A 23,445-nucleotide genomic window follows, 5' to 3' on the forward strand; every position below is an offset into this window, starting at 1 on the left:
CGAAATGATTAGAACTTTAATATTTGAATTCACCAACAACAGTTGACGAACAACCATTTTTATCGGCTTCTAACTGGATCTAATCTTAGATTGTTTTGATATAGAACCGATTCAATGGCAAAAATTACTTCCGCCATTCCCAAGCCATAACCATTTCCATGATTGCCATTACGACCATGGTGCCACCAAACAATCGCAAAACGACCAAGATGGTAATGTATGGGTTAAATGCTAAGATCGCGCCAACGACAGCAAGTAAAACACCATAAATGATAAATGGGATTGGTGATACATTTACAAATTGACGATTACGAATTGACTGGACGATCCGGGTAATGCCCAAGACCATTAAAGTGATTCCCAAGACGATCGGCAAGAATGCCAACAATGGTTTAGCTAAAATCATAATAATTGTGGCGATGATCAGTTGAAGAATGCCAACCGGTAAACCGAATCCGGGATCATCAATCCGGTTGCGTTGCCACAGATAACCAATGATATTGATCACACCGAACGCGGCCACAAATGAAGCTAATGTGATAATAAAAATATCCAACGTTGCGTCCGGTTCAAATAGGAAGAACAATCCAAAAATGATGTAAAGCAAGCTTTTAATCCAAACATATTTTCGAATTTGGTTAATGAATTTGTTCAAACCAAGCACCCCCAATTTAAATTGCAAATCAGCCACGTCATCATTTGGAAAGGCTGTTTTACAACTTCCAATTTTAATGGTAGTTGGTAATTCGTGAGCATTAACCAACTGCTGTATCATCTTAATTTTACGAGAAAAAATGGTAAAACAACAGTCTTTTGTTTCTGATTGGTACTTTTTTCAGAAAGCCATCAGGAAGGGACACAGCCAATCTTTGAAATATCGGCAGTTTTATCAAGGATTCATAGTCGGGTCATTGATAAAGTTGCCGATACTAAGGGGGCATCAGCTTAATTGGAGAAGAAAATCTAAAATTGATTATAATCTCTAACTTGCGTCAAAATAGCTATTTTAGAACTTCCCTACTGAACTTAAACATTGGAATAACTAATAGTGATAGGAATGGTAACCATATCATGCTGCCGTAAACCTTTAAAAAGGCATGATTTAATTGTTGCTTTAAATGATGTTTAATTTGATTAATGACGAGTTGGATTTGCCCGTTCAAATTGATTGCCTTTTTATGAACCTGCTGCTGCACCGCCTGTGAAACAGCTGTCTTTAACTGATGCTTAACTGACAGAGGGACTTTGGATACCGGCACTTTTATTTTCTGGCTCACTATTTGTAGTTTGTGGTGATAGACTTTCTGAGATAAACGCTGGATTGTTTCCCGTGAAACGTGAATGGAATTGAATTTGACACTATGGTTACTTTCAGCCACGTTGGTATTCTTAGGATTCAACTTTTTCTGCAATCGGTGTTGAACTGCTGCTTTACTTTTAGCTGGTAGGGATAACGCTGTCACTTGCCCTTCGCTATAAGTAAGTGTTTTTTGTTTGGCAGAATCGATATTATTTGAAAGGATCGTCATAAAGACAGCAATTGCCAAAACCATCCCAACTTGACGAAGGACGTTGGCGACACTTTGGGAGTCGGTCAATTTACTGCCATGAAAGTCGGCAACGGCTAAAATATTTGCGGTTGCGGCGACTAATCCGTAACCAATGCCCAACATAATGGCGGCAATAATCAGGTCAGTGTAATGATGATCGATATTCATTGTTGCCAACAGATAGTAGCTGCTGCCGATTAAGATAAATCCCAGACTAATTAAGACTTTATTGTTGATTTTTTTCACAAATAAAGAAGTGATGATCACCGATATCATGACAGCAATTGAATAGGGGGTAATTAGTAAGGCCGCGTGCAGCTCACTCTCACCATGTACCCGGGTTAAAAATGTGGGAATGATAATGGCCATACCACCCAGAAAAAAATTGCACAGAACTAATGAAATGCCGGCACCGTCAAAATTACGACTTTCAAACAGGGACATATTAATCATCGGCGATTTTAGTCGCTGTTCAAGTAAAATAAAGAGGATCAGCGAACAACCAGCCGTTATAAATAGTCCAAGAATACCAGTAGAATGCCATCCCCAACTATTTCCTTTGATCAGTCCCAGAGAAAGTGAGAACAGCATAATGATACTTAAACCGGCACCAAACCAATCGATTGATAGGGTATCTTTTGATTCATTTCGCATTGATAATGCCAGCGGGTAAAGCAGCAGATCCAAAACAACTAATGGGACGTTAATGAAAAAAACCCAACGCCAACCCCAGTATTGTGAGACAAATCCGCCGATACTTGGTCCCAACGCAACTGCCAGTCCCTGAACACCCGCTAATGCTGCCACGATTTTGTGCCGATTTTGCTGATTACTAATTTCGAGACCAATTACCATACTGGTCGGGATGATATTTGCTGCCCCGATGCTTTGAATCGTTCGCGCGATTAACATCAATACAAGATTGGTTGAAGCTCCGGTTAAAAGCGAACCAATCCCAAAGATAATTAAACCCATAAATACGAATTTATTTCTGCCGATTTTTTCGGCAAGTCGGCCAAATGGGATAATAAACGTCGCAAATACAATGGTGTAAATATTTAAAGTCCACGATAAGTTTGTTAGGCTAACCTTGAACGCCGTTTGAATTTCCGGCAGGACGATCGTCATAATAGACACATCCATCATGCACAGCAAGTTACCGAGTAACAGGATGGGAAGTACATATTTAATTTGTTTCATCAATATCCTCCTAGAGGCATTTGCAAACAAAGTTGATTGAAATGCCACCTTTCTAGGCAATGATAATTGCGCAATATCATCTGTCACACAAATGGCCGTTTGCTACACATGTGACAGATCACCTGCTTTTTAGTATACTAACCCTAAGAGAAAAAACCAGCCTTTAACGACAAGTGCTACATATAGCTGAAGACGTGACAGGAAGGACAATGAATTTAAATGAATGGAAAAGAACGGATGGCGGAACAGTCACGAACATGGCTAATGGACGCCTTTTTTGAGCTATTGCAGACGAAACCTTATGAAATGATCACGGTAAAGGATATTTCTGAACGGGCACAATTATCAAGGCGAACTTTTTATCGTGCATTTAAGGATAAGAATGATTTATTAAACGTTTATGGCGATGGATTAATTCGGGATTATATTGCAGCCCTTCAATCGGTTACAGCCGATAAGTTGAACTTTGAACGGGTGTTAAAGCTCTTTTTTAACTTTTGGTGGATCAAGCGAGATCGGGTGCGTATTTTAATTCATCAAAACTTATTCATGAATTTATTGAATCGGATGAATCCGGAAGCACCGCGATTATACGATTTATTTGATGCTCCTTGGCATATTGAGGGCAGCCAACAGGAAATTGCCTATATTATGAGCTTTTCGGTCGGTGGGTTCTGGAACGTGTTGAATACATGGCTGGCTAAAGATGATGATCAAGCACAATCACCGGCGTTGGTAGCGGACTCACTCGTTCAAGCTTTAAATAAGCTTTCACGTTCGTAAGGATCTTTTTAAGAAGGGGATAAAATATGCGATATCCGAATAGTCATCTTGCGAGATTCATCGATCGGCCCAACCGATTTATTTCCCATTGTCGCTTAATTGAAACAGGGGAGGTTGTGACCGTTCATGTTAAAAACACCGGTCGGACAACAATTCTGCAGCCCAATGTAACAACAGCGCTGGTTAAAAGCGATAATCCGGCCCGAAAAACCCAATATGATTTAGTGGCCGCAAAAAAATATGATCAGTTTTGGATTAATGTTGATTCGCAGGCGCCCAACAAAATTGTTAAAACCGGTTTGGGAAATAATGTGATTCAATTACCCGGTATTCAACAAATTACCCAAGTGACTCCTGAGGTTACTTTTCTGGATTCCAGATTAGACTTTTCAGGAATTGGCGATCACAGCAAAAAGTTTTTCTTGGAAGTGAAAGGTGTTACATTGGAAAACCGTGGTATTGCGGCGTTTCCAGACGTACCAACAACACGGGGATTAAAACACGTGAAAACTTTACAAAAAGCCCTTGACAAAGGGTACCTGTCCTATCTATTATTTATTATTCAGATGGAGAAAATCACTGCTATGACAATTGACACAGATATTTTCGAACCCCTCGCTGTTGAGATTTCCAAGGCTCAAAAAAGAGGGGTTCACGTTTTAGCTTATGATTGCCAGGTGACCCAAGATTCATTGAATTTGGATCAGCCGGTGCCATTTGATTTAAATCAAAAATTCGTGAGTGATGGGTTGCCATCCTCGATTAAAAAACGACAGTAAACATTAGAGTAACAACTAAAGAGGTAATCAATTAATGCTTCAAACATCAAAACAAACACCAATCAAGAGTCCATTTAACAATGCCACAACGGCTGAGAAAGTGATGAAGGGAATTGATTTAAGAGGCAAGAATGTCATTGTGACCGGTGGATACAGTGGAATTGGACTAAGAACAACTGAAGCTTTAGCTAATGCTGGCGCGCATGTCATTGTTCCGGCAAGGACGATTTCAAAAGCGCAGCCGGTTACTGAACGGATTCGCAATGCTGAACTCGGGGTTCTTGATTTGATGGATCCGGCATCCATTGACCGATTTGCCGAAGGATTTTTAAATTCTGGTCGACCGTTGGATCTGTTGATCGAATGTGCCGGGATTATGTTTCCACCATTAAACCGTGATCGGCGTGGTAATGAGTCTCAATTTTCAACTAATTATTTAGGCCATTTTCAATTAACGGCTAAGTTGTATCCGGCTTTAAAGAAGGCACAAAATGCACGAGTGATTGTCATGTCTTCACGTGCGCAAAGTTGGAATGGTGTTGATTTTGCTGATCCCAATTTTAATGGGCGTCAATATGATCCTAAGGTGGCTTATGCCCAATCTAAAGTCGCAGATGCGTTATTTGCCGTTGAATTGAATAAACGGGCTGAGACAGACGGCGTTCAAGCCTTTGCTGTTCACCCGGGATTAGTTCCCGGAACCGGCTTGGGACGTTATACAACGCATAATGGGGCAGTTCGACAGGCAGTATCATTTGTATTAAATGGGATGCATATGACCCACTTAGTCAATGCCCAGCATGTGATTCATGCTAAACTGCAGCATCAAGATGAATATGATTATTTCAAAACAGCTGATCAGGGAGCCGCAAGTACGCTTTGGGCAGCCACGAGTCCGTTGTTAACTAATAGGGGCGGCGTATTCATTGAAGATTGTAATATTAGCCAAGAGGTGTCGGCTGACAGTGATTCCAAATATGGTGTCCGACCTTGGTCGATTGATCCACAGGCTGCTGAAAGGTTATGGGGAATTGGCGAAAAATTAACGGGATGCCGATTTTTGGACTAGTTATTGAAACTGGTATCAAAATAGGTTAAAAAATCCCACGGAGCGCAATCAATTTGTTACAATCATTTCACAAAGAATGACAATTCAGTACCAAATGATCTGACCCCCTTGAAATTCAATTTTGACATGCTAACATAAGCGATAATGCATTAGTGTGAGTGCATCATAGTTTGAGTTGATCGCACATTTACAGGTTTGTTGGAAGGAAGCAACATACAAATAATGATAAACAAAACATTGATCTTCGGCCATCGTGGCTATCCTCAGAAGTTTCCAGAAAACTCATTAGACGGCTTTGCGTATGCCATTAATCACGGAATTGATGGCTTGGAATTTGATGTTCATTTGACTAAGGACAATGTTCCAGTTATTATGCACGATGAAAAGATTGACCGAACCACCAATGGAACTGGCGAAATTCGTTCGTATACTTTCAAAGCTTTACGAACTTTTCAGCTTAGTGATGGTCAAACAATCCCAACCTTAAAAGAATTACTTGATCTTGCTGAAAATAAGCCGGTTCATTTAAACTTGGAATTTAAGACAAATGAAATTCACTATCCCAATATTGAACAGATTGTCCTTGATATGGTGAAAAATTACGATTTGGTTTATCCTGTGATCTACTCATCATTTAACTTGGATTCACTCAAGGTGGCTTATAAAATTGATCCAACGCAGCAGTATTGCTTACTTGCTGATCACGATATTAAGAATCCACGTGATCTAATGGCTAAGGAACATTTGGCCGGGTTGCATTTGAGCCATTATCAACCTTTGAGAAACGTTAAAGAACGGATTTGGACCGTTGATGATCCCAAGAAACAGAAAGCTTTGTTAAGCCAAAATGTTGCCGGTATTTTTACCGATGACTTTGAATCTGCTGAACAGGTGGCAAGTTCATTGGCTTAGCTGTTTAACCGATTAATATTTAAGTATTGTTTGAAGTAAAATAGTTGGTGTCGTTTCTGGCACTGGCTATTTTTTATGTTGCGGTAGAAGAGCTTGTTGTTTGACGTATAATAAAAATATCTTTTGGATATCTGGAGGGGTATTATGAAAAAACTGATAATCTCGTTATTATGTTTTGGTGGATTACTATTTGGTGGTGTAATAAATCCGCAGTCATCACACGCAGCCGCTTATTCTTTAAAAGTTTTTCCAAAGGTATTGCGGCATACTTGGTATCACTATGATGGTCATGGCAGGTATGATCAAATTACATTTGGTTATAAGCATTATCGAATGCATAATTTCTATGAAAAGTGGGATGTTTATAACGGCAAAATCCATTATCGTAATTTGAAGGCAACGCGAATTAGTCATCACCCTAATTGGACTTTTGCAACGCCGGTTTACTACCACCGGATGCATTGGACTAACATATATGGGTGGAACCAAAGTGCTGGCGATGGCGATTATTATGGTGTTAAGATTCGCCGCTATCATGGACACCGTGTCCGAGTAATGAGCGAGGCTGGTGGGGCAGATATTTGGACAGATTCCCATTATTATGCAACCAGAAAAGTTGCCAAGGCATTGGGGAATAAACATTTTCCAGGTGTTTTATACTATCCTAAAATTTAGGTCATGATAAGTTGATAAAAAAATAGAGAGTGGGACGAAAGGCGGTTACGCGGCAGGAAGTTGCCTTTTGGCGCACGGTTCCACTCGGTAATAATCGTGATTACACAAAACGGGACTGGGACAAAATCGCTTTTGTCCCAGCCCCTATCACTATTTAGTAAGTATTTAAAAGGAGATTATTCTTTTATTTGCTTGCTGATGCGTTAGCAGTCTTGGTGCTTGAAGATGTTGATGCTGGTGTTTTAGCAGGTGTCGTTGTGGGTGTCTTGACTGAAGATTGTTGCTTATCAACGACTTTGCCCTTGGCATCATAATAGGCTTTTGCATAAGCAACTTGGGCAACCGTATTTGTACTATAATCCGGATTATAGGCTTTACCAGCCGCAAAATCTTTCGTTGCTTGAGCTTGAGCCTTATTGGTGATAAAGGTATTGTCAAGGTTAGTACCCTTGGCATCATAATAAGTTTGCGCATAGACGGTTTGACCTAAAGTGTCATTACTATAATTAGGGTTGTACTCCTTACCGTTTTGATAGTCGGTTTGGGCTTGTGTAGTGGCGTCATCAATGACTTTGCCCTTGGCGTTATAGTAAGCTTCCGCATAAGCAACTTGGGCAACTGTATTTGTACTGTAAGTCGGATCATAGGCTTTGCCAGCCGCAAAATCCTGTGCTGCTTGGGTTTGGGCCCGATCGGTAATGAAGTCGTTGTCAAGATCACTACCCTTGGCACCATAATAAGTTTGTGCATAAACGGTTTGACCGACACTGTTGTTGCTATAATTAGGATTGTAGCTCTTACCGTTTTGATAATCTGTTTGGGCTTGTTTAATCGCTGCATCAACGACTTTACCCTTAGCGGCATAGTAAGCTTGGGCATATGCTACTTGTGCTGCACTGTCGCTACTGTAATTAGCGTTGTAATCCTTCCCGGCAGCGAAATCCTTTTCTGCCTGAGACTTGGCAATTGTAGCCGGATCAGTTGGTGTTACCGGAGTAGTCGGTGTTGAACTGGAACTACTGGATGACCCAGGTGTTGTAGCTGTAGAATTATTTGAGGCTGCCGGAGTCGATGAATTGTTATCTGAGGAGCTGGAGCTTGTTGGGGTGGAACTTGATGTTGGCGTTGTTGTGGTGGTTTGGGTTGATGTTGTTGCGGTTACCTTAGCCTTGTTGATTTTGCCAAACCTGACGTTCTTTTTATTCACCCAACCAGAGATTGATTTTGCATTAACATGTGCTTTAACGTAATAATAGATGGTGCCACCCTTTACCTCCATGTGGCGGTATGTATAGAAAGTGGTATGTTTATAGTTGTTCATATTGTGAACTTTCTTAACTTTTTTTGCAGTCTTATATGGATGATTTAACAGGACAGATTTGTTGTTTTTGTAGTGAACAGCATATTTCTTGGCGGTTGGTTTATTCCATAATACATAATGAGAATAGGAAGTTGTTTTGGCAGAAGCGGTTGCAGCGCCAAAACCTCCCAGCATCGTTAAAGCAGCTAATGATGATAGTGCAAGTTGATTGATTCTTTTCATAAAAGATCCCTCCAGATAGTTATTATTTCGGTGTTTCCCTCAATAAGACGGATAAAATAAAATTGACTTTTAGTTAAGTCAACAAGTTGAAACATACTTTTGACTATCATCTTCTTTCCTATTTTTATTAATAGTTATCAAAAAAGCCAGGCCAAAGAAATTGATGACAAACCACCCTAAGTAGGGCAAGATGGATTTAGGAATGCAATTATCCATTGCTGAATTCATCTCTCAGCTTTAATGACTAATAGTTTGACAGGTAATTCATTCTCTTAAGAAGCGGACGATGCTTATCTAACAGCTTAATTTTCCGTTTAAGCAGACCAATTCCGTTAACGGTTTTGATTGATGTCTCACCGTCTCTCAAAACATAATCTGAATTGGTAAAGCTAACCTGTCTTTTTTATCATTTGAGTATCCTTAACGTATTGAGTTTAAATTATCAATAAAAGGAGTGAAAGACAATTTTTATTGATTAAAAAATAAATTTGGTTATCTATGATAATAGTCTGAGGCTTAAGCCGGATGTTGAGGGGAACCAAATCCCTCGTGTATGTTTCCAGAATTTTAGCATCAAGTGGTCTTTATGATGCCACTTGTTTAAATACCAAGTACCATCGGGATTTTCACCGCTAATTTTTCAATCGTTTTCAGAATAGTGATACCTAACGATGAACAGTTTAGGTTGATGACCGACTGCTAAAAAATTTTTCTCGAAACGCCTTGGTTAGCGGACTATTTGTGTCCATTTTGATAACCAGCAACGTCAACAGCGTCGATTTATGATTTGAAGCCATTGTGTGTTTTGCTTTTCATTTGGTGTTATTCAAATATCTTTTAATGGGACAGATGTTTTAGTTTCACGGTCACGCTTTTCCTGAATTTGGTCATTGTTGATAATAGCTAAATCAATCCTGAGGGCAAAGCAGCGTATGGCTATTGATCGCATAACCTTTTTGAGGCGGATTCTTTTTCACAATATCCCACAATTTTCGACAGGTAAACTAAAGGTCTTTGATACAGTTTCAATAGTATTACAAAAAGGAGTGAATGACAACGAAAAATCGAGAAAAAAATAATAAATTTCATAAAGCTTCGCCGTTATATACTCTTGGACTTGATATCGGCACTACTTCTGTTGGGTTCACTGCTATTGATGAAGCGCAGCGACCTATGCGTGCAAAAGGGAAGACAGTGATTGGTGTGCGGCTCTTTCAAGAAGGTCAGTCAGCCGTTGGTCGAAAGAATTTCCGAACGACCCGCCGGCGATTGAAACGACGCCGGCGACGTCTCAACTTACTTAAGCAGTTTTTTAGTGCACCTTTGAGAAAAATTGATCCTACTTTTTTTAAGCGTTTGAAAGCTTCAAGTTTATCGCCTGCAGATAAGCGGCGATATTTGGCACCGGGGTTGTTTCCAAATGGTGGCGACATCAAGTTTTATCAAAAATATCCGACAATTTATCACTTGAGACTGGCACTGATGACTGAAAAGCGGCCATTTGACCTTCGCGAAGTGTATTTAGCGATTCATCATATTGTCAAATATCGTGGAAACTTTTTAAATCCACTACCGGTTTCAGCTTTTAGAGGTCGAAACCAGCGTTTTGAAGATCAGTTTTCTGAATTAAATCAGCTATACAAATCGTTAGAGGGCGAGTCGCCATTTCAATTTGATGAAAAAATTTTTTCCGAGTTGGACAAGCAACTTTTAGTTAATGACGGTCGAAAAATCGATCGCCAAAAACAACTAGCAAAAAGGGTGTTCATAAAGACAAATGAAAAAAGGATTGATTCCCATCATCAAAAAATTGCGTCAGCGTTTTCAAAGGCTGTTTTCGGCTATAAGTTTCGGCCGGATGTGCTCTTAAATAGTGATCCTAATGAATCAATTGACGAATTTATTAAATTTGGAGATGAAGATTTTGATGATAAACTGGTCATCTTACGCGAGTCACTTAATGCCACGCAAAAAGAAATTTTGGCTGTCACCCAACGAATTTATTCGCAGATCATCCTTAATGAAATAGTCCCAAGTCGGGAAACTTTATCTGAAGCAATGGTTAGTCGTTATCAAAAACACCATTCTGACTTGCAATTGCTGACTGAGGCCTGCAAAAAGATGACCAAAGCTAAGGCGGCGCGGATTCAAGCAGCCTATACCGACTACATTGGTAAAGGGGACGGACATAAGCTAGTTCACGATCAGTTTGTTGCACTTATTAAAAAGAACTTGGACCCGTCGGAAGAAGGGCGGGATTTGGCAGAACGGTTGGCTCAGGATGACTTTATGCCATTGCAACGAACGCCTTTAAATCGGGTTATTCCGCATCAGCTGCAACAGGAAGAATTGGACCGGATTATTGAAAATCAGGGCGAGTACTATCCTTTTCTAAAAACGTTAAATCCCAATCGTTCACGAGCTGGGGTTGCCAACTATCAGTTGGACGAGTTGGTGAGTTTTCGCATTCCGTATTATGTTGGTCCGTTGATCACGGCAACTGATCAGCTGCATACTTCCGGAGCCAAATTTGCGTGGATGACGCGTCGGGCTGCCGGAGAAATCACGCCGTGGAACTTTGATCAAAAAGTTGATCGGCTTGCTTCAGCAAATCAGTTTATTCGTCAAAATATGCCTAAGGATAATCATTTGCTTGAGGCTGACGTTTTACCGGCCAATAGTTTGACTTATCAACGGTACCTGGTTTTGGATGAGTTGAATGCTGTTAAGGTAAACCATAAGTCATTGACGGTTTCACAAAAGCAGCGCATCTTTAATGACTTGTTTAAAAGGCAAAGAACAGTGACGGTTCTAAATCTTCAAAATTATTTAAAGTCGATTGAAAAGCTGCCGACACTTCCGGTAATTACCGGAGTCTCTGATAGTGAGCGTTTTAAAACAACCTTATCAACCTATCTTGATTTTAAAAACATTTTTGGTGGTAAAGTGGATGATTCCTCCCAGAAAGAGAAATTTGAAAAGATTATTTTATATGCGACTATTTTTGAAGATCATGCTGTTTATAAAGCCAAGTTGGATCAGATCGATTGGCTAGGGCAACAGCAAAAAACGGATCTTCTTTCTAAGAATTATCAAGGGTGGGGACAACTTTCTGAAAAGCTCTTATTAGGATTAAAAAATCAAGCCGGTCAATCAATTCTGGATGAACTTTGGCAAACAAATAAACGGTTTCGGGAAATAATGAATGAAGCTCATTTTGCGAAACAAATCATGGCATCCAATGCGGCCCTATTGAGAAAAAAAGGGCTTGATGATGTTTTATCCACCGCGTTTCTATCACCCCAAAATAAGAAAGCAATTCGGCAGACGGTCGAAGTTGTTGACGACATTGTGAAGGCAATCGGGTGCCCACCTCAGAAAATATCGTTGCATTTTTCCAAAGCACCTGCCGATGCAATTCGACATGAGCGGGATAATGCCAATATCATTCTTCGAACATATCGAAATTTACCTGCCAAAATGGTGGATGACCAATTAAAAGCTGAATTACAGGCAACGGCGGAAAAGCATCAGGTGTTGTCGGACAAGTTGTACCTGTACTTTACTCAGCTTGGCCGGGACTTATACACTGGTGAAATGCTTAAAATGAGTGAGTTGGAAAATGATATGATTGATCATATTATGCCCCAAACGTTTGCTTACGATGATTCGGTTAATAACCGTGTGTTGGTGTCTCAAAACCATTCGTCACAATTGGGGAAGACGTCTGGCGAAAAATCTGATGCCAAGATGATTCGGTTTTGGCAAGTGCTGCGCGACAATAAATTGATTAGCGAACAGAAGTATCAAAATCTAACTTTGGACTCTGATCATTTATCTAAGTCGACCCGTGAACAATTGTTGAATCGCTACCTGGTCGAAAAGAATCCGATTACGCAGTGGGTTGCCAGTGTCTTAACCGAAAAGTATGGTGATAATGGGACTCGGGTTTTAACAATTAATCCAAGAATGGTTTATCAAATGCGACGCCAATTTAATTTGGTTAATTTGCCTGAAGTTAATGATTATGATCACGGTCTTGATGCTTATTTGGCGGCGTTTATTGGAAACTATGTGGATCGCCGATATCCGCGGTTGCGATCCTACTTTGTCTATGGTGATTTTAGTTCATCCAAAGAGATTGTTTTTAGACTCAATCGGTTCAACTTTTTGTTTGACTTAGGGCAGGCTGAACCGAATGAGTTGACGGATTGGGAAACCGGTGAAATGATTTGGGATAAGGCAGCGGCAAACAGTGTGTTGCGTGACGTATACCAATATAAATTCATGTTGATCTCTCAGGCGGTATACTCTCGGCAGGGTGCGATGTTTAATCAAACAATTTATCCGGCAAGTCAAGCTGCTGGACGACAGTTGATTCCCGTTAAGAAAAATCGGGCAACCAAGCTTTATGGTGGCTACAGTGGTAATGTTGATGCATATCTGGCTATTGTGCGCTTGGGTGGTCCAAAATCCGATCAGTACAGAGTAGTTGGGATTCCAACGAGAATGGTGGGCCGCTTGCAAAGCGCGATGAAACAAGGGGCCGATACTTATGCCAATACGTTGCATAAAATCCTTCAGCCGCAGTTTACCAAGCGAAAGAAAAATCGTCAGACAGGTTATTATGAAGAAACAACTGAACCCTTTGCGGTTATTCTGGATAAAGTTTATTATCGGCAGTTGATTATTGATGGTCAGCAGAAGTTCATGCTGGGAAGTTCCACCTATCAATTTAATGCCAAGCAACTGGTACTGTCTTCAAGGGCGCGACAAATATTGAGTGGTGAAGAACGGTTAACCGATGAAAATGGCAGTCAGGATTTGATTGATGTTTATGATGAAATTTTAACCAAAATCGATCGTTATTTTGAATTGTATGATCAACGACACTTCAGGCAATCGCTGCATGACGGCAGGAAGCAATTCATTTCTTTGCCAATTCACAATGTTTATCGTGCCAACCGGCTGATTGAACACGGAAAGTACGAAACATTATCTCAGATTTTGAATGGTCTCCATGCTAACACGATGATGACCAATTTACGTTATCTGGGGATTTCGTCTCCATTTGGTAAATTTCAGTCGCCCAATGGGATTAAACTATCCAAGGATGCGGTCTTGGTTTACCAATCACCAAGTGGCTTGTTTGAAAGAAGAGTTCGCTTGCGAGATCTTTAATGGTGGTGCTATTGAAGCCTTTGATTGAACATGTAGGCATGATAAAATAAGAAGTAGACCTTTTCGACAGAGAAATGATTCAAAAGTTTTGCCCTGTCGAGGAGTGAGTTTTAGCGTTAAGTCAGATTAATGAGGATAAACTTACTTCAATAAACAGTGGTCCTTAGCGTCACGGTTTATTAAAGGTTAGAATCAGAGGCTGGGACAATGTCATTTGTTCCAGCCTCTATTCGTGTAAACACGATTGTTACCGAGCAAAAACGCGGGACAAAAGGCAACTTCCGGCCGTGTAACCGAATTATCCAAATATTCAAGTTCAGAATATTCGAATAATCCGGTTACACTCTGGAAGTTAAGCACCTTTTGTCCCGCTCTGGTTCGTTATGTAGGCCCATATAATGGGTCAGAAAGTTAAACTCGATAAAACTATCTTGCTTGATTTTAAGTTGTTAAGTCAGATTAATAAGGACAAGCCTCAGCTAAATATTAAGCTAAAATGTTACGGAATTCAAGCAAAGTTGGGCCGGCAATCAGGAACTTTCTGTTTAAGTCTGGGTCAAATTAGAGTGTATTTATTTAAACGAGTGCCGGGTTTTATCAATTGTTAATTGAATTAATAAGATGAGTGGCCCCAAAAGTGCCTTTAATAGGCTGGTTGCTAACGTGAGGACAATGCCCAATTGATCATCGCGGCGTTTAATATCTTCAAACATGAGTTCATTATGTATTTTTTCACGATTGGTTAAGTAATGGTGTTGATACTGACTTTGATGATTTTCTGCTTTTAGCTTTTTTAGTGAGGCTTGGCCGAGTGACACGTTTTTGACAAAGAAATGTTGAGATGTGACTAATTTTATTTGGGAAATGGCTGATAAGAGCAGCCAAATGTTAAACCAGTTTAAGGTTGGCCGAAATCGGTATCGACAATCCAGGCTAACAAAAATGAACAAAATCAAAATGATTCCTAATTGCCAAAATAAGTAAAGGTAGTTTTTGATTCTCATTTAAATTTGTTCTCCTTCCTTTATTCAATGAGGAACTAATAGTGAAGTTTTCTGTAGCTGATCGAAAGTAGTGACTTAAATAACATGGGTCATCAACTTTGGTAAAATATTTTTGCTTTCATTATAAAAGATATTTTTCAGAAATAAATAGTAATCGGTAAAATAACGATCCACTTAGTAGCAGCGATTATCCCCAGTTAAAACGAGAAATGAAAGCTAGTTTTCGAGCTGTGTAAGCGTGTCGATGGCGGATAGTGGAATGGCGCGATATTCCTCAGCCAAAACGTGCAAAGTAACCGCAGCTTCCGGCCATATAAGCCCCACAAACAATATTCCCAAACCAGGAATATTGTTTGTGGGGCTTATATTCTGGAAGCTAACCGCGGTTCTTTGCACTCTTTTTACATTAGTTTTACATTCCTTCAACCAACAATTTACATTCACCTGCAACAATGAAAATGTACTTAAATAAAACAAGTTGAGGTGAGATATTTGTCAATTACATTAAGAAATATCCGTAAAGATTACGACCAAAACACCGAAGTTCTCAAAGATGTCTCGGTTAAAGTTGAAACGGGAGAGTTCTTCGTTATTGTTGGCCCTTCTGGTTGTGGTAAGAGTACGTTACTTCGAATGATTGCAGGTTTAACACCGATTACTGGTGGTGAAGTTCAAATTGACGATCAAGTTGTTAATGAGTTGCCTCCAAAAGCACGAAAGTTAACAATGGTTTTTCAAAATTATGCTTTGTACCCATTTCTAAGTGTTTGGGATAACGTTGCGTTTGGTTTAAAAGCACGAAAGCTCGACAGTGCTGATATTAAGCAACGGGTTGATAATGCACTGAAGATGGTTAGTTTAACAAAGTTGCGAAAACGAAAGCCTCGTGAATTATCCGGTGGGCAGCGTCAACGAGTGGCATTGGCTCGGGCAGTTGCCAGTGATGCCAAGATTTGCCTGATGGATGAACCATTATCTAACTTGGATGCCCAGCTGCGAATTAAAATGCGTCAGGAAATTTATGCTTTGCAACGGAAACTGGGTTTAACTTTGATTTATGTCACCCATGACCAGGTTGAGGCAATGACGATGGCCGACCACATTATGGTGTTGCATGACAAACATGTTCAACAGATTGGTACGCCATCAGAAATTTATCAGACACCGGCAAATGACTTTGTTGCCAAATTCTTCGGGACACCACAAATTAATATTTTGCCGGCTAAACGATCTGCCGATAATGATCATATCTTAAATGTTTCCTCTGATTTGGAAATTGCCCTTAATCAACCAGTGCCTGCTGAGAACCTTAAAATTGGTGTTCGTCCCGACGACTTTAAAATTGAACGGGCTGATGGTGTCAGTTCAAATGCGGTTGTGAAAAATACTGAGTTCTTGGGGAATGAAACGATTGTTTATGCCACGATGAATAGCGGGAGCGACATTCACGTTGTCGTTGACGGTCAGGTTGCCTTTAGAAGCTACGAACCGGTGAAAGTAACGGCTAGTTCAAAATTGCTGTTCTTTGATCAAAATGGTAACCGGATTAACTTAGCAAAGGAGGCCTTGGTACATGCTTAAATCACCAGCATCCAGTCAAACAAAACCACTGGCAGTTAACCAAACAAAGCAGAGAACAAAAACGACCTTTGCTTTAAACGCGAAGGATAAGTATTACGCTTGGATATTTTTGGGTCCATCATTATTAATTTTAAGCGTCTTTATTTTCTATCCAATGATCAAGACGTTGTATCTGAGCTTATTCTTAACCAATACGGTTGGCAAACCAACTGTTTTTGTTGGCTTGTCAAATTACATTAGTTTGCTGACATCAGCTGATTATTTATCAAGTTTAGGGGTCACAATGGTTTACGTTTTCGCGGTTACAATTTTAACCATTGCGATCGGATTAGTTTTGGCTAATTACGCTAGTAAAGAGTTAGCTGGAATTGGGATTTTTAGAACATTATTCTCGGCAACCATGGGTGTTTCAGTATCTGTTGCCGCCATCTTCTGGCTATTTATTTTCAATCCGTCGACTGGTTTCCTATCACTAATCAGTACGTGGCTGCATTTACCACAAATCGGTTGGTTGACTGATCCGACGGCTGCAATGATTGCCGTTACGATTACAACTGTTTGGATGAATTTAGGATTTACTTTTTTGATTTTACTTGGTGCGATTCAATCCGTCCCAACCACTTTGTATGAAGCCGCCAACGTTGAGGGTGCTTCCCCGCGGTATCAATTTTTACATATCACGATTCCAATGATTTCCCCAACGCTGTTTTTCGTGTCAATCATCACTTTAATTGAAGCCTTTAAGAGCTTTGGCCTGATTGATTTGATGACGAAAGGCGGTCCAACCAATGCAACAAATATGTTGGTTTACCGAATTTACAAAGATGCCTTTTACAGTGGGAACTTTGCCCAGGCCAGTGCCGAATCAATTATCCTGACAGCGATTATTGCATTGTTTACGTGGTTGCAATTTAAAATCTTGGAAAAGCGGGTGAACTACTAATGAATATTGTTGCGAAGCCGAAGTTGTCTCACACTATTTTGAATTATATTTTGTTGATTGTCTTGGCAGCTGTTGTTTTAGGACCTTTTCTGATTGGTCTATGGACCAGTTTTCTGCCAACGATGGATATTGCGAAAGGGAACTTTTTAAGCTTGCATCTTTCCCTTCAAAATTATATTGATGCATTTACCCAAACACCGATTATCCGGTATCTTGGTAACAGTTTGTTTATTTCAGTGGCAACAATGATCGCGCAACTGATCTTCTGTTCAATGAGTGCTTATGCCTTTGTCTTTCTGAAATTTAAGTATCGTAATTTTCTGTTTGGTCTGTTCTTGGCTACCATGATGCTGCCATTTGAAGCTGAAATTATTCCCAACTTTACAACTGTTAAAGCATTAGGGTTACTAAACACTTACTCAGTTATGATTATTCCGTTTTTAACATCGGCTTTTGGAACGTTTATGTTACGACAGTCATTTCTTCAAATGCCGGCTGAGTTAAAAGAAGCCGCTGATATCGAGGGTCTTGGCCACTTCCAATTCTATTGGAAAATTGCGTTGCCGTATAACAAAATAAGTCTGTTGACGTTGGGTGCATACAGCTTCCTGGGTGCTTGGAATCAGTATCTCTGGCCAATGTTAACCACCTTTAGTAATGCTTATCGACCAGTTCAAAATGGGTTACGTCAACTTCAATCCGAAGAAACATTTAATGATTGGGGCATGATTCAAGCAACCGCTGCGATTGTGGTTATTCCAACATTGATTGTCTTGTTTGTTGGCCAACATTACTTCAAGTCAGGAATGAATGAAGGTGCCGTCAAATGATTAAAAATTGGATTACCTTTATTAAAAAGCATTGGTTTCCGGTTGTTGCAGCCGTTGTTATTGTTTTAGGGGTTGTGGTTGTTGGATCTGCTAGAAATGCTACCACTGCCAAAGCCGGTCGAACCCCAATTGTCTTCTGGCATGAAATGGGCGGCCCGGCTGAGCAGGCATTGGATAAAATGGTTGATTCATTTAACAAGTCACAAGATAAATATGAAGTCATTCCTCAATATGAGGGCGTCTACGATGAAGCAGTTCAAAAGATTATTCAGAGTCACGGTACCAGCGCGTCACCAGCGGTCTTTCAATCGTTTGATATCTCGACCGCGCAAATGATGCACAGTAAATATACAACACCGGTTCAAAAGTTTATGAATGAAGATAAGAGTTTTGATGCAAGTAAGATTTCACCGGTTGCCCGTTCATTTTACTCAAATAAAGGCCAACAATTGGCGTTACCATTCAATACATCGCAACCGGTCCTGTACTATAATGCCACGCTATTAAAGAAATATAAGATTACACCACCATCCAAGTCACCCAGTTATAGTGACGTCACTCGGGTGGCTGAACAGCTGTATAAACGTTCCCATCATCAGGTTAAGGGAATGACGATAGAAATTTATGGTTGGTTGATGGAAGAGGCGCTTGCCAACGCTCATACATCATTAATTAATCACGGGGATGGTCATGCAGGAAACCCAACCAAAATCAATTTAAAAAATCCAACAACGGTTAAATTCTTAAAGTGGATCCGAACGAACATCAAGTCTGGTGATTTCGTCAACTACGGTTCCGGTGCGAGCGCTGAAACCAACGAAATCGCGGCCTTCTTAGCTGGTAAATTAGGGATTTTTGTTCAGTCTTCTGCTTATATTGGGCAGTTGACGACTGGTAATAAAGATAAACTGGGAATTTCCTACTTCCCACATCCCGATGGTGTCAAGGCTAATGGTGTCGGAATTGGGGGTGCTGCTCTTTGGATTTCAAATGATAAACCGAAGAAGGTTCAAAAGGGTGCCTATGAATTTATGAAGTTTGCCTTAAATGCAAAGAACCAAGCTAATTGGCAGGCGGCAACCGGCTACTTGGCATTGAATAAGGACTCACAGAAGCAGGCGGCTTTGAAGAAGCTCTATGCAAAGCAACCTGAAGCACGGGTTCCGGGTGAGCAATTGGCCAGTGCCAAGCCAAACGATACAAACTCCGGTATTTTAATGGAGGGGATGCAGCTAACAAGAGAGTTGGAACAAACCGCAATGGAATCTGTTTATGAGGGCGGCAGTATTAACAAGGCGTTAACAACGGCGAGCCAGTCGATGAATGCCAGTTTGAAGACGACGAATAGGGCGGACAAAAAATAGAGTGGTCCAGAAATCGGTTAGATCCCAGAGTATAAGGCAACCAGCCGAATATTCTGGTCCTGAATATTTGGCTGGTTGCCTTATACGGCCGGGATCTGATTTCTTGACCACGTTTCGGCCAAATAACGCACAGAACCCCCCGTACCAAATTATGTTAGTACCCAATTAACTTCACAAACCGTTTTGTTGACTTAATTTTGAATGAGTTTTAAAGGAGAAAGAGATTATGACAAATAAAACATTGATTTTCGGTCATCGCGGTTACCCGTTTAAGTTTCCAGAAAATTCATTAGATGGTTTTGAATATGCGATTGATCATGGTGCTGATGGATTGGAGTTTGATGTTCATTTAACCAAAGACAATGTGCCTGTTATTATGCACGATGAGAAGATTAATCGGACAACCAACGGAAAGGGAAAGATTCAAGCATATACTTACGCGGAATTGCAACAATTTCACCTAAGTGATGATGAAAAAATCCCGGCTTTGAAGGAATTGCTTGCGCTTGCCAGTCAAAAGCCAATTCATCTTAATCTTGAATTTAAAACCAACAAGATTCACTATCCAAATATTGAACGAATTGTCCTTGATATGGTCAAAGAATTTGATTTGGTTTACCCGGTTATCTATTCATCGTTTAACCTGGATTCGTTGAAGATCGCTAATAAAATTGATGCAACCCAGCAGTATTGTCTGCTTTCGGACCATCAAATTGACCATCCGCGTGAATTGATGATTAAAGATCATCTGGCTGGATTTCATTTGAGTCACTATCAACCGCTTCGAAATGTCAAAGAGCGGATCTGGACGATTGATGATCCAGTTAAGCAGCGAAATTTGTTTGCCATGCACGTTGCTGGGATTATTACCGATAATTTCGAAATGGCTAAACAGGTTGAAGCCAGCTTGGGTGCGGTTGTTCAACAGCGTGTGTAATTAATTATTGTGAATCACTAGGTAGTTCCAATCAAGAAATAGTAATAACATCCTCCAATATTTCTCGATAAATATGAAGCCAGAGCGGGACAAAAGGTGTTTAACTTCCAAAGTGTAATTGGATTATCCGAATATTCTGAACTTGAATATTTGGATAATTTAGTTACACGACCGGAAGTTGCCTTTTGTCCCGCGTTTTCGCTCGGTAACAATTGTGTTTGCACGAACAGAGGATGGGATAAATGACTATTGTCCCATCCTCGCTCTTTTGGATACCCTGAAATTACAGAGGCGTTAATGAAGTGGTCTCATTTTTAGTGACACAGTGTCATTTTTGTGATATGCTTTCTAAGATGAATTAGTGACACAGTGTCATACCACTGGGTATATCCAACCACCCTCATTGTGATTATAAAATTGGAGGAATAGTCATGACTATCAAATTAATTTTCGCGATCGTTACAATTACTTTGGCACTTGTTTTTTACACAATTGGTGTGTTTTCGGAGCGGCACTCTGGATCGTTAAGGATCAAACACATTGTGATGTTTGGCCTTGGACTGGTCTTTGATACAACTGGGACGACAATTATGTCTGCAATTGCTAAGAACGAAGTGGCGGCATCCAATTTCTCTCTGCATCAAGTAACGGGGATGGCCGCAATTATTTTGATGGCGTTTCACTTCTTATGGGCGATCTATGTTCTAATGAAAGGGACTGAAAAAGCCAAAAGTAGGTTTCATAAATTCAGCTTGGTAGTTTGGCTATTTTGGTTGATTCCATATATTGTGGGAATGGTTATTGGAATTGGCGTGTAAATTGAAAAATTTTCATTATTAAATTGTTCCGAGAAAGGAATTGTTTCATGGGAAAAAGGAATTCAACATTCGCGATGATCATCTTGATTATTGGCGTGTTTATGTCGGCTTTGGATAACGGCATTATTGCCAGCGCGCTTTCAACAATCAATTATTCATTTCAAGTTAGTGAGGTTCAAGGAACGTGGGGAATTACCGGCTATACGCTGGGGATGGCGATTTCCACCCCGATTATTGGCAAGTTGGCCGATAAATTTGGTCGGCGAAAATTATTCCTGATTGAAATTAGTATTTTTGCGCTTGGATCATTACTAGTGGCACTGAGTTCGTCATTCATTCTCTTTTTAGCTGCCAGATTAATTCAGTCAGTTGGTGGCGGTGGGATTTTTATCATTGCTTCCAGTCATGTATTATCGACATATCCAAAGGACAAGCAGGGTGGCTTACTTGGTGCACTGGGCGCAGTTAATGGGATTGCTTCAGTAGTAGGTCCCAATCTTGGGAGTTTGATTTTAAATCTGACCGGTCGCTGGAATTGGCTCTTTTTAATTAATCTGCCGATTGCACTATTTGTGGTTATTAGCGGTTATTTGGCAATTCCTGAGACGAAAGCCAGTAATATCAAAACAATTGATTTTAAAGGATTGGTTCTATTAAGCCTGGGTATTTTAAGCTTTATGTTGGCCATTACCAACTTACAAAGTAATGCTTTAGTTGGTAGCTTGTTAAAAATCCAGGCTTGGGGTTTGTTTGGGTTAGGCATTATTCTGTTTATTATGTTCATTCGAGTTGAAAAACGGGTTTCAGATCGGGTGGATCCCTTTCTGCCTTACCAGTTATTACGCAGCCAAGGATTTGTTTTAACACTATTAATGGGCCTTTTGTCTGGGGCGTTAATCGGAATCTTTGTCTTCATCCCAAGTTTCGTTGAACAGCGTTATGGGATTTCAGCTGATAATAGTGGGATTTGGATGAGTGGTATCGGATTAGGTTCGATTGTTGGTGCAGCGGTTGGGGGATCATTGACCTCTAAACTTGGCTCAACCAAAACGATTGTTATTTCCGGATCTTTATCGACAGTCGGCTTTGCCCTAATTGCTTATTTAAGTCCCAATCCGCTTTGGTTTATCGTGTCCTCGACAATTGCCGGAATTGGCTTTGGGATGTTAATGGGAGCGCCATTGTCCGTATTGATGGCTGAAGTTGCCAGTAAAAAGGATAACGGGGTTGCCCTTGGAACTTTGTCCGTTAGTCGGCAAGTCGGCATTACGATTGCCCCCATCATTTACGCAACGATTATTCAAAGCGGATTCAGCAGCATTCAAATGAACACGTCCATTGAACAGTATTACCGAGGCCTTCAGCGAATGACAGGCAGCAATCAACACCAACTATTAAAGGTTTTTTTCGCAACAGCTCAGCAGGCATACCAACAGATGTTTTGGCTGGCAATCATTGCTTCGGTTGTGATTGCGCTGGTTGGCTGGTATTTGATGAGGCGGAAACATAGATTGTTAAGTTCATGATGCTCCTGATATTTATTACAATAACGAAGCCTTGGATCGGTTTATTGCGATTCAAGGCTTTGTTGGTTCAACGTATGTTTACGCACTTCAATTATTTAACAGTAATAGGGATGTTGTAATCTCACGTGTTCGTAAAGATTCTGTCACGAATACGTATGATCTTGATTTTACTAATGCAGCATCCATGTATTTAAAGAATTTTGGTCATGGTCAAACATTTGAATATTTCAAGCATGCGAATAAGGATTATTGGTGGGTTGTAACTAAAGGTGATAATACTGAAGAAAATTGGGGAAGCCAGATTGCGCGAATCCAGTTTAGTCCAAACACTTATGACACAACGCCGTATGATGGTAATACTAGTGTTACACGGCTATCTAGTGTCAGCAGTGCGACTAAGAATGGCAAGCCCTATGGTAAGATTCTTCGGGTAGAAGCAGCCTTATCTTCAACCAATGCGCCCGTATCAGGCAGTAGCACTAATAGACTATTACTCATCGCTGGTGTAGATACCAATTACAATGCTCATTTTACGTTATATGATAACGATAAAGTTAATGATGCGTTGGATAACGTTGATGCAACGCATGGATTTGTTTCTTGTGGAACATTAACGTCGGCACTTGTTAGTGATCCTTACAAAAAGATTGATGATGTCCGTAGTAAACTAACGAGTAAATCAATTCAAGGATTTGATATTTCAGATGGACGCGCGGTTTATATTTCAAGCGGATAAGCAAAAAGTGAAAC

General features: G+C 40.3%; 18 protein-coding genes. 14 read left to right on the forward strand and 4 right to left on the reverse strand.

The window, feature by feature from the left end; translation table 11 throughout:
* Positions 1–124 precede the first annotated feature (124 nt).
* Together FC85_RS11810 and FC85_RS11815 are read right to left on the reverse strand one after the other, a co-directional pair.
* A complete protein-coding gene (locus FC85_RS11810) occupies positions 125–655 on the reverse strand; it encodes an HdeD family acid-resistance protein (protein WP_057865870.1) in 531 nt (176 codons plus the stop codon).
* 346 nt (positions 656–1,001) lie between these two features.
* A complete protein-coding gene (locus FC85_RS11815; protein WP_057865744.1) occupies positions 1,002–2,750 on the reverse strand; it encodes an MFS transporter in 1,749 nt (582 codons plus the stop codon).
* 219 nt (positions 2,751–2,969) lie between these two features.
* Between FC85_RS11815 and FC85_RS11820 the strand changes: the two genes are divergently transcribed.
* The 5 genes from FC85_RS11820 to FC85_RS11840 all read left to right on the forward strand — a co-directional run bounded on the left by FC85_RS11820 (position 2,970) and on the right by FC85_RS11840 (position 6,968).
* Positions 2,970–3,533: a TetR/AcrR family transcriptional regulator gene (locus FC85_RS11820; protein ID WP_057865745.1), complete on the forward strand. Its 564-nt coding sequence runs from the start codon at positions 2,970–2,972 to the stop codon at positions 3,531–3,533.
* 26 nt (positions 3,534–3,559) lie between these two features.
* Entirely contained in the window at positions 3,560–4,312 is a 753-nt protein-coding gene (sfsA, locus tag FC85_RS11825) for a DNA/RNA nuclease SfsA (RefSeq protein WP_057865746.1), read from the forward strand.
* A 34-nt stretch (positions 4,313–4,346) separates the two neighbouring features.
* Positions 4,347–5,381: an SDR family NAD(P)-dependent oxidoreductase gene (locus FC85_RS11830; RefSeq protein ID WP_057865747.1), complete on the forward strand. Its 1,035-nt coding sequence runs from the start codon at positions 4,347–4,349 to the stop codon at positions 5,379–5,381.
* Between the two features lie 222 nt (positions 5,382–5,603).
* Complete coding sequence (locus FC85_RS11835) at positions 5,604–6,293, forward strand: glycerophosphodiester phosphodiesterase (RefSeq protein ID WP_057865748.1); 690 nt, start codon at positions 5,604–5,606, stop codon at positions 6,291–6,293.
* 144 nt (positions 6,294–6,437) lie between these two features.
* A complete protein-coding gene (locus FC85_RS11840) occupies positions 6,438–6,968 on the forward strand; it encodes a hypothetical protein (RefSeq protein ID WP_057865749.1) in 531 nt (176 codons plus the stop codon).
* A gap of 184 nt (positions 6,969–7,152) precedes the next feature.
* Here the strand turns inward: FC85_RS11840 and FC85_RS11845 are convergent, their stop codons facing one another.
* A complete protein-coding gene (locus FC85_RS11845) occupies positions 7,153–8,511 on the reverse strand; it encodes a hypothetical protein (RefSeq protein WP_057865750.1) in 1,359 nt (452 codons plus the stop codon).
* A 1,050-nt stretch (positions 8,512–9,561) separates the two neighbouring features.
* Between FC85_RS11845 and cas9 the strand changes: the two genes are divergently transcribed.
* Positions 9,562–13,692: a type II CRISPR RNA-guided endonuclease Cas9 gene (gene cas9 / locus FC85_RS11850; protein WP_057865751.1), complete on the forward strand. Its 4,131-nt coding sequence runs from the start codon at positions 9,562–9,564 to the stop codon at positions 13,690–13,692.
* 572 nt (positions 13,693–14,264) lie between these two features.
* Here the strand turns inward: cas9 and FC85_RS11855 are convergent.
* On the reverse strand, positions 14,265–14,696 hold the full coding sequence (locus FC85_RS11855) for a hypothetical protein (RefSeq protein WP_057865752.1): 432 nt from the start codon (positions 14,694–14,696) through the stop codon (positions 14,265–14,267).
* Positions 14,697–15,188: 492 nt separating this feature from the next.
* On the opposite strand from FC85_RS11855, the gene FC85_RS11865 reads away from it, so the two are divergent.
* The 8 genes from FC85_RS11865 to FC85_RS11900 all read left to right on the forward strand — a co-directional run bounded on the left by FC85_RS11865 (position 15,189) and on the right by FC85_RS11900 (position 23,431).
* Positions 15,189–16,277 carry an ABC transporter ATP-binding protein gene (locus FC85_RS11865; protein WP_057865754.1) on the forward strand — a complete coding sequence of 363 codons (1,089 nt, stop codon included), beginning with the start codon at positions 15,189–15,191 and terminating at the stop codon, positions 16,275–16,277.
* Positions 16,270–17,220: a carbohydrate ABC transporter permease gene (locus tag FC85_RS11870; protein ID WP_057865755.1), complete on the forward strand. Its 951-nt coding sequence runs from the start codon at positions 16,270–16,272 to the stop codon at positions 17,218–17,220. The genes FC85_RS11865 and FC85_RS11870 overlap by 8 nt, the downstream gene beginning before the upstream one ends.
* Positions 17,220–18,050 carry a carbohydrate ABC transporter permease gene (locus FC85_RS11875; protein ID WP_057865756.1) on the forward strand — a complete coding sequence of 277 codons (831 nt, stop codon included), beginning with the start codon at positions 17,220–17,222 and terminating at the stop codon, positions 18,048–18,050. The genes FC85_RS11870 and FC85_RS11875 overlap by 1 nt, the downstream gene beginning before the upstream one ends.
* The gene (locus FC85_RS11880; protein ID WP_057865757.1) at positions 18,047–19,414 is read left to right on the forward strand and encodes an extracellular solute-binding protein; all 1,368 of its coding nucleotides are present in this window, start codon (positions 18,047–18,049) and stop codon (positions 19,412–19,414) included. The genes FC85_RS11875 and FC85_RS11880 overlap by 4 nt, the downstream gene beginning before the upstream one ends.
* A gap of 226 nt (positions 19,415–19,640) precedes the next feature.
* Positions 19,641–20,351 carry a glycerophosphodiester phosphodiesterase family protein gene (locus FC85_RS11885; RefSeq protein ID WP_057865758.1) on the forward strand — a complete coding sequence of 237 codons (711 nt, stop codon included), beginning with the start codon at positions 19,641–19,643 and terminating at the stop codon, positions 20,349–20,351.
* Positions 20,352–20,782: 431 nt separating this feature from the next.
* Positions 20,783–21,169 carry an HsmA family protein gene (locus FC85_RS11890; RefSeq protein WP_057865759.1) on the forward strand — a complete coding sequence of 129 codons (387 nt, stop codon included), beginning with the start codon at positions 20,783–20,785 and terminating at the stop codon, positions 21,167–21,169.
* 47 nt (positions 21,170–21,216) lie between these two features.
* Positions 21,217–22,695, forward strand: coding sequence for an MFS transporter (locus tag FC85_RS11895; RefSeq protein ID WP_057865760.1), 1,479 nt, complete (start codon positions 21,217–21,219; stop codon positions 22,693–22,695).
* A gap of 10 nt (positions 22,696–22,705) precedes the next feature.
* Positions 22,706–23,431 carry a helveticin J family class III bacteriocin gene (locus FC85_RS11900; RefSeq protein ID WP_263862684.1) on the forward strand — a complete coding sequence of 242 codons (726 nt, stop codon included), beginning with the start codon at positions 22,706–22,708 and terminating at the stop codon, positions 23,429–23,431.
* The last annotated feature ends 14 nt before the right edge of the window (positions 23,432–23,445 follow it).

Origin of the sequence: Lentilactobacillus diolivorans DSM 14421 (assembly GCF_001434255.1) — a bacterium.
GTDB classification, from domain to species: Bacteria; Bacillota; Bacilli; order Lactobacillales; family Lactobacillaceae; genus Lentilactobacillus; species Lentilactobacillus diolivorans.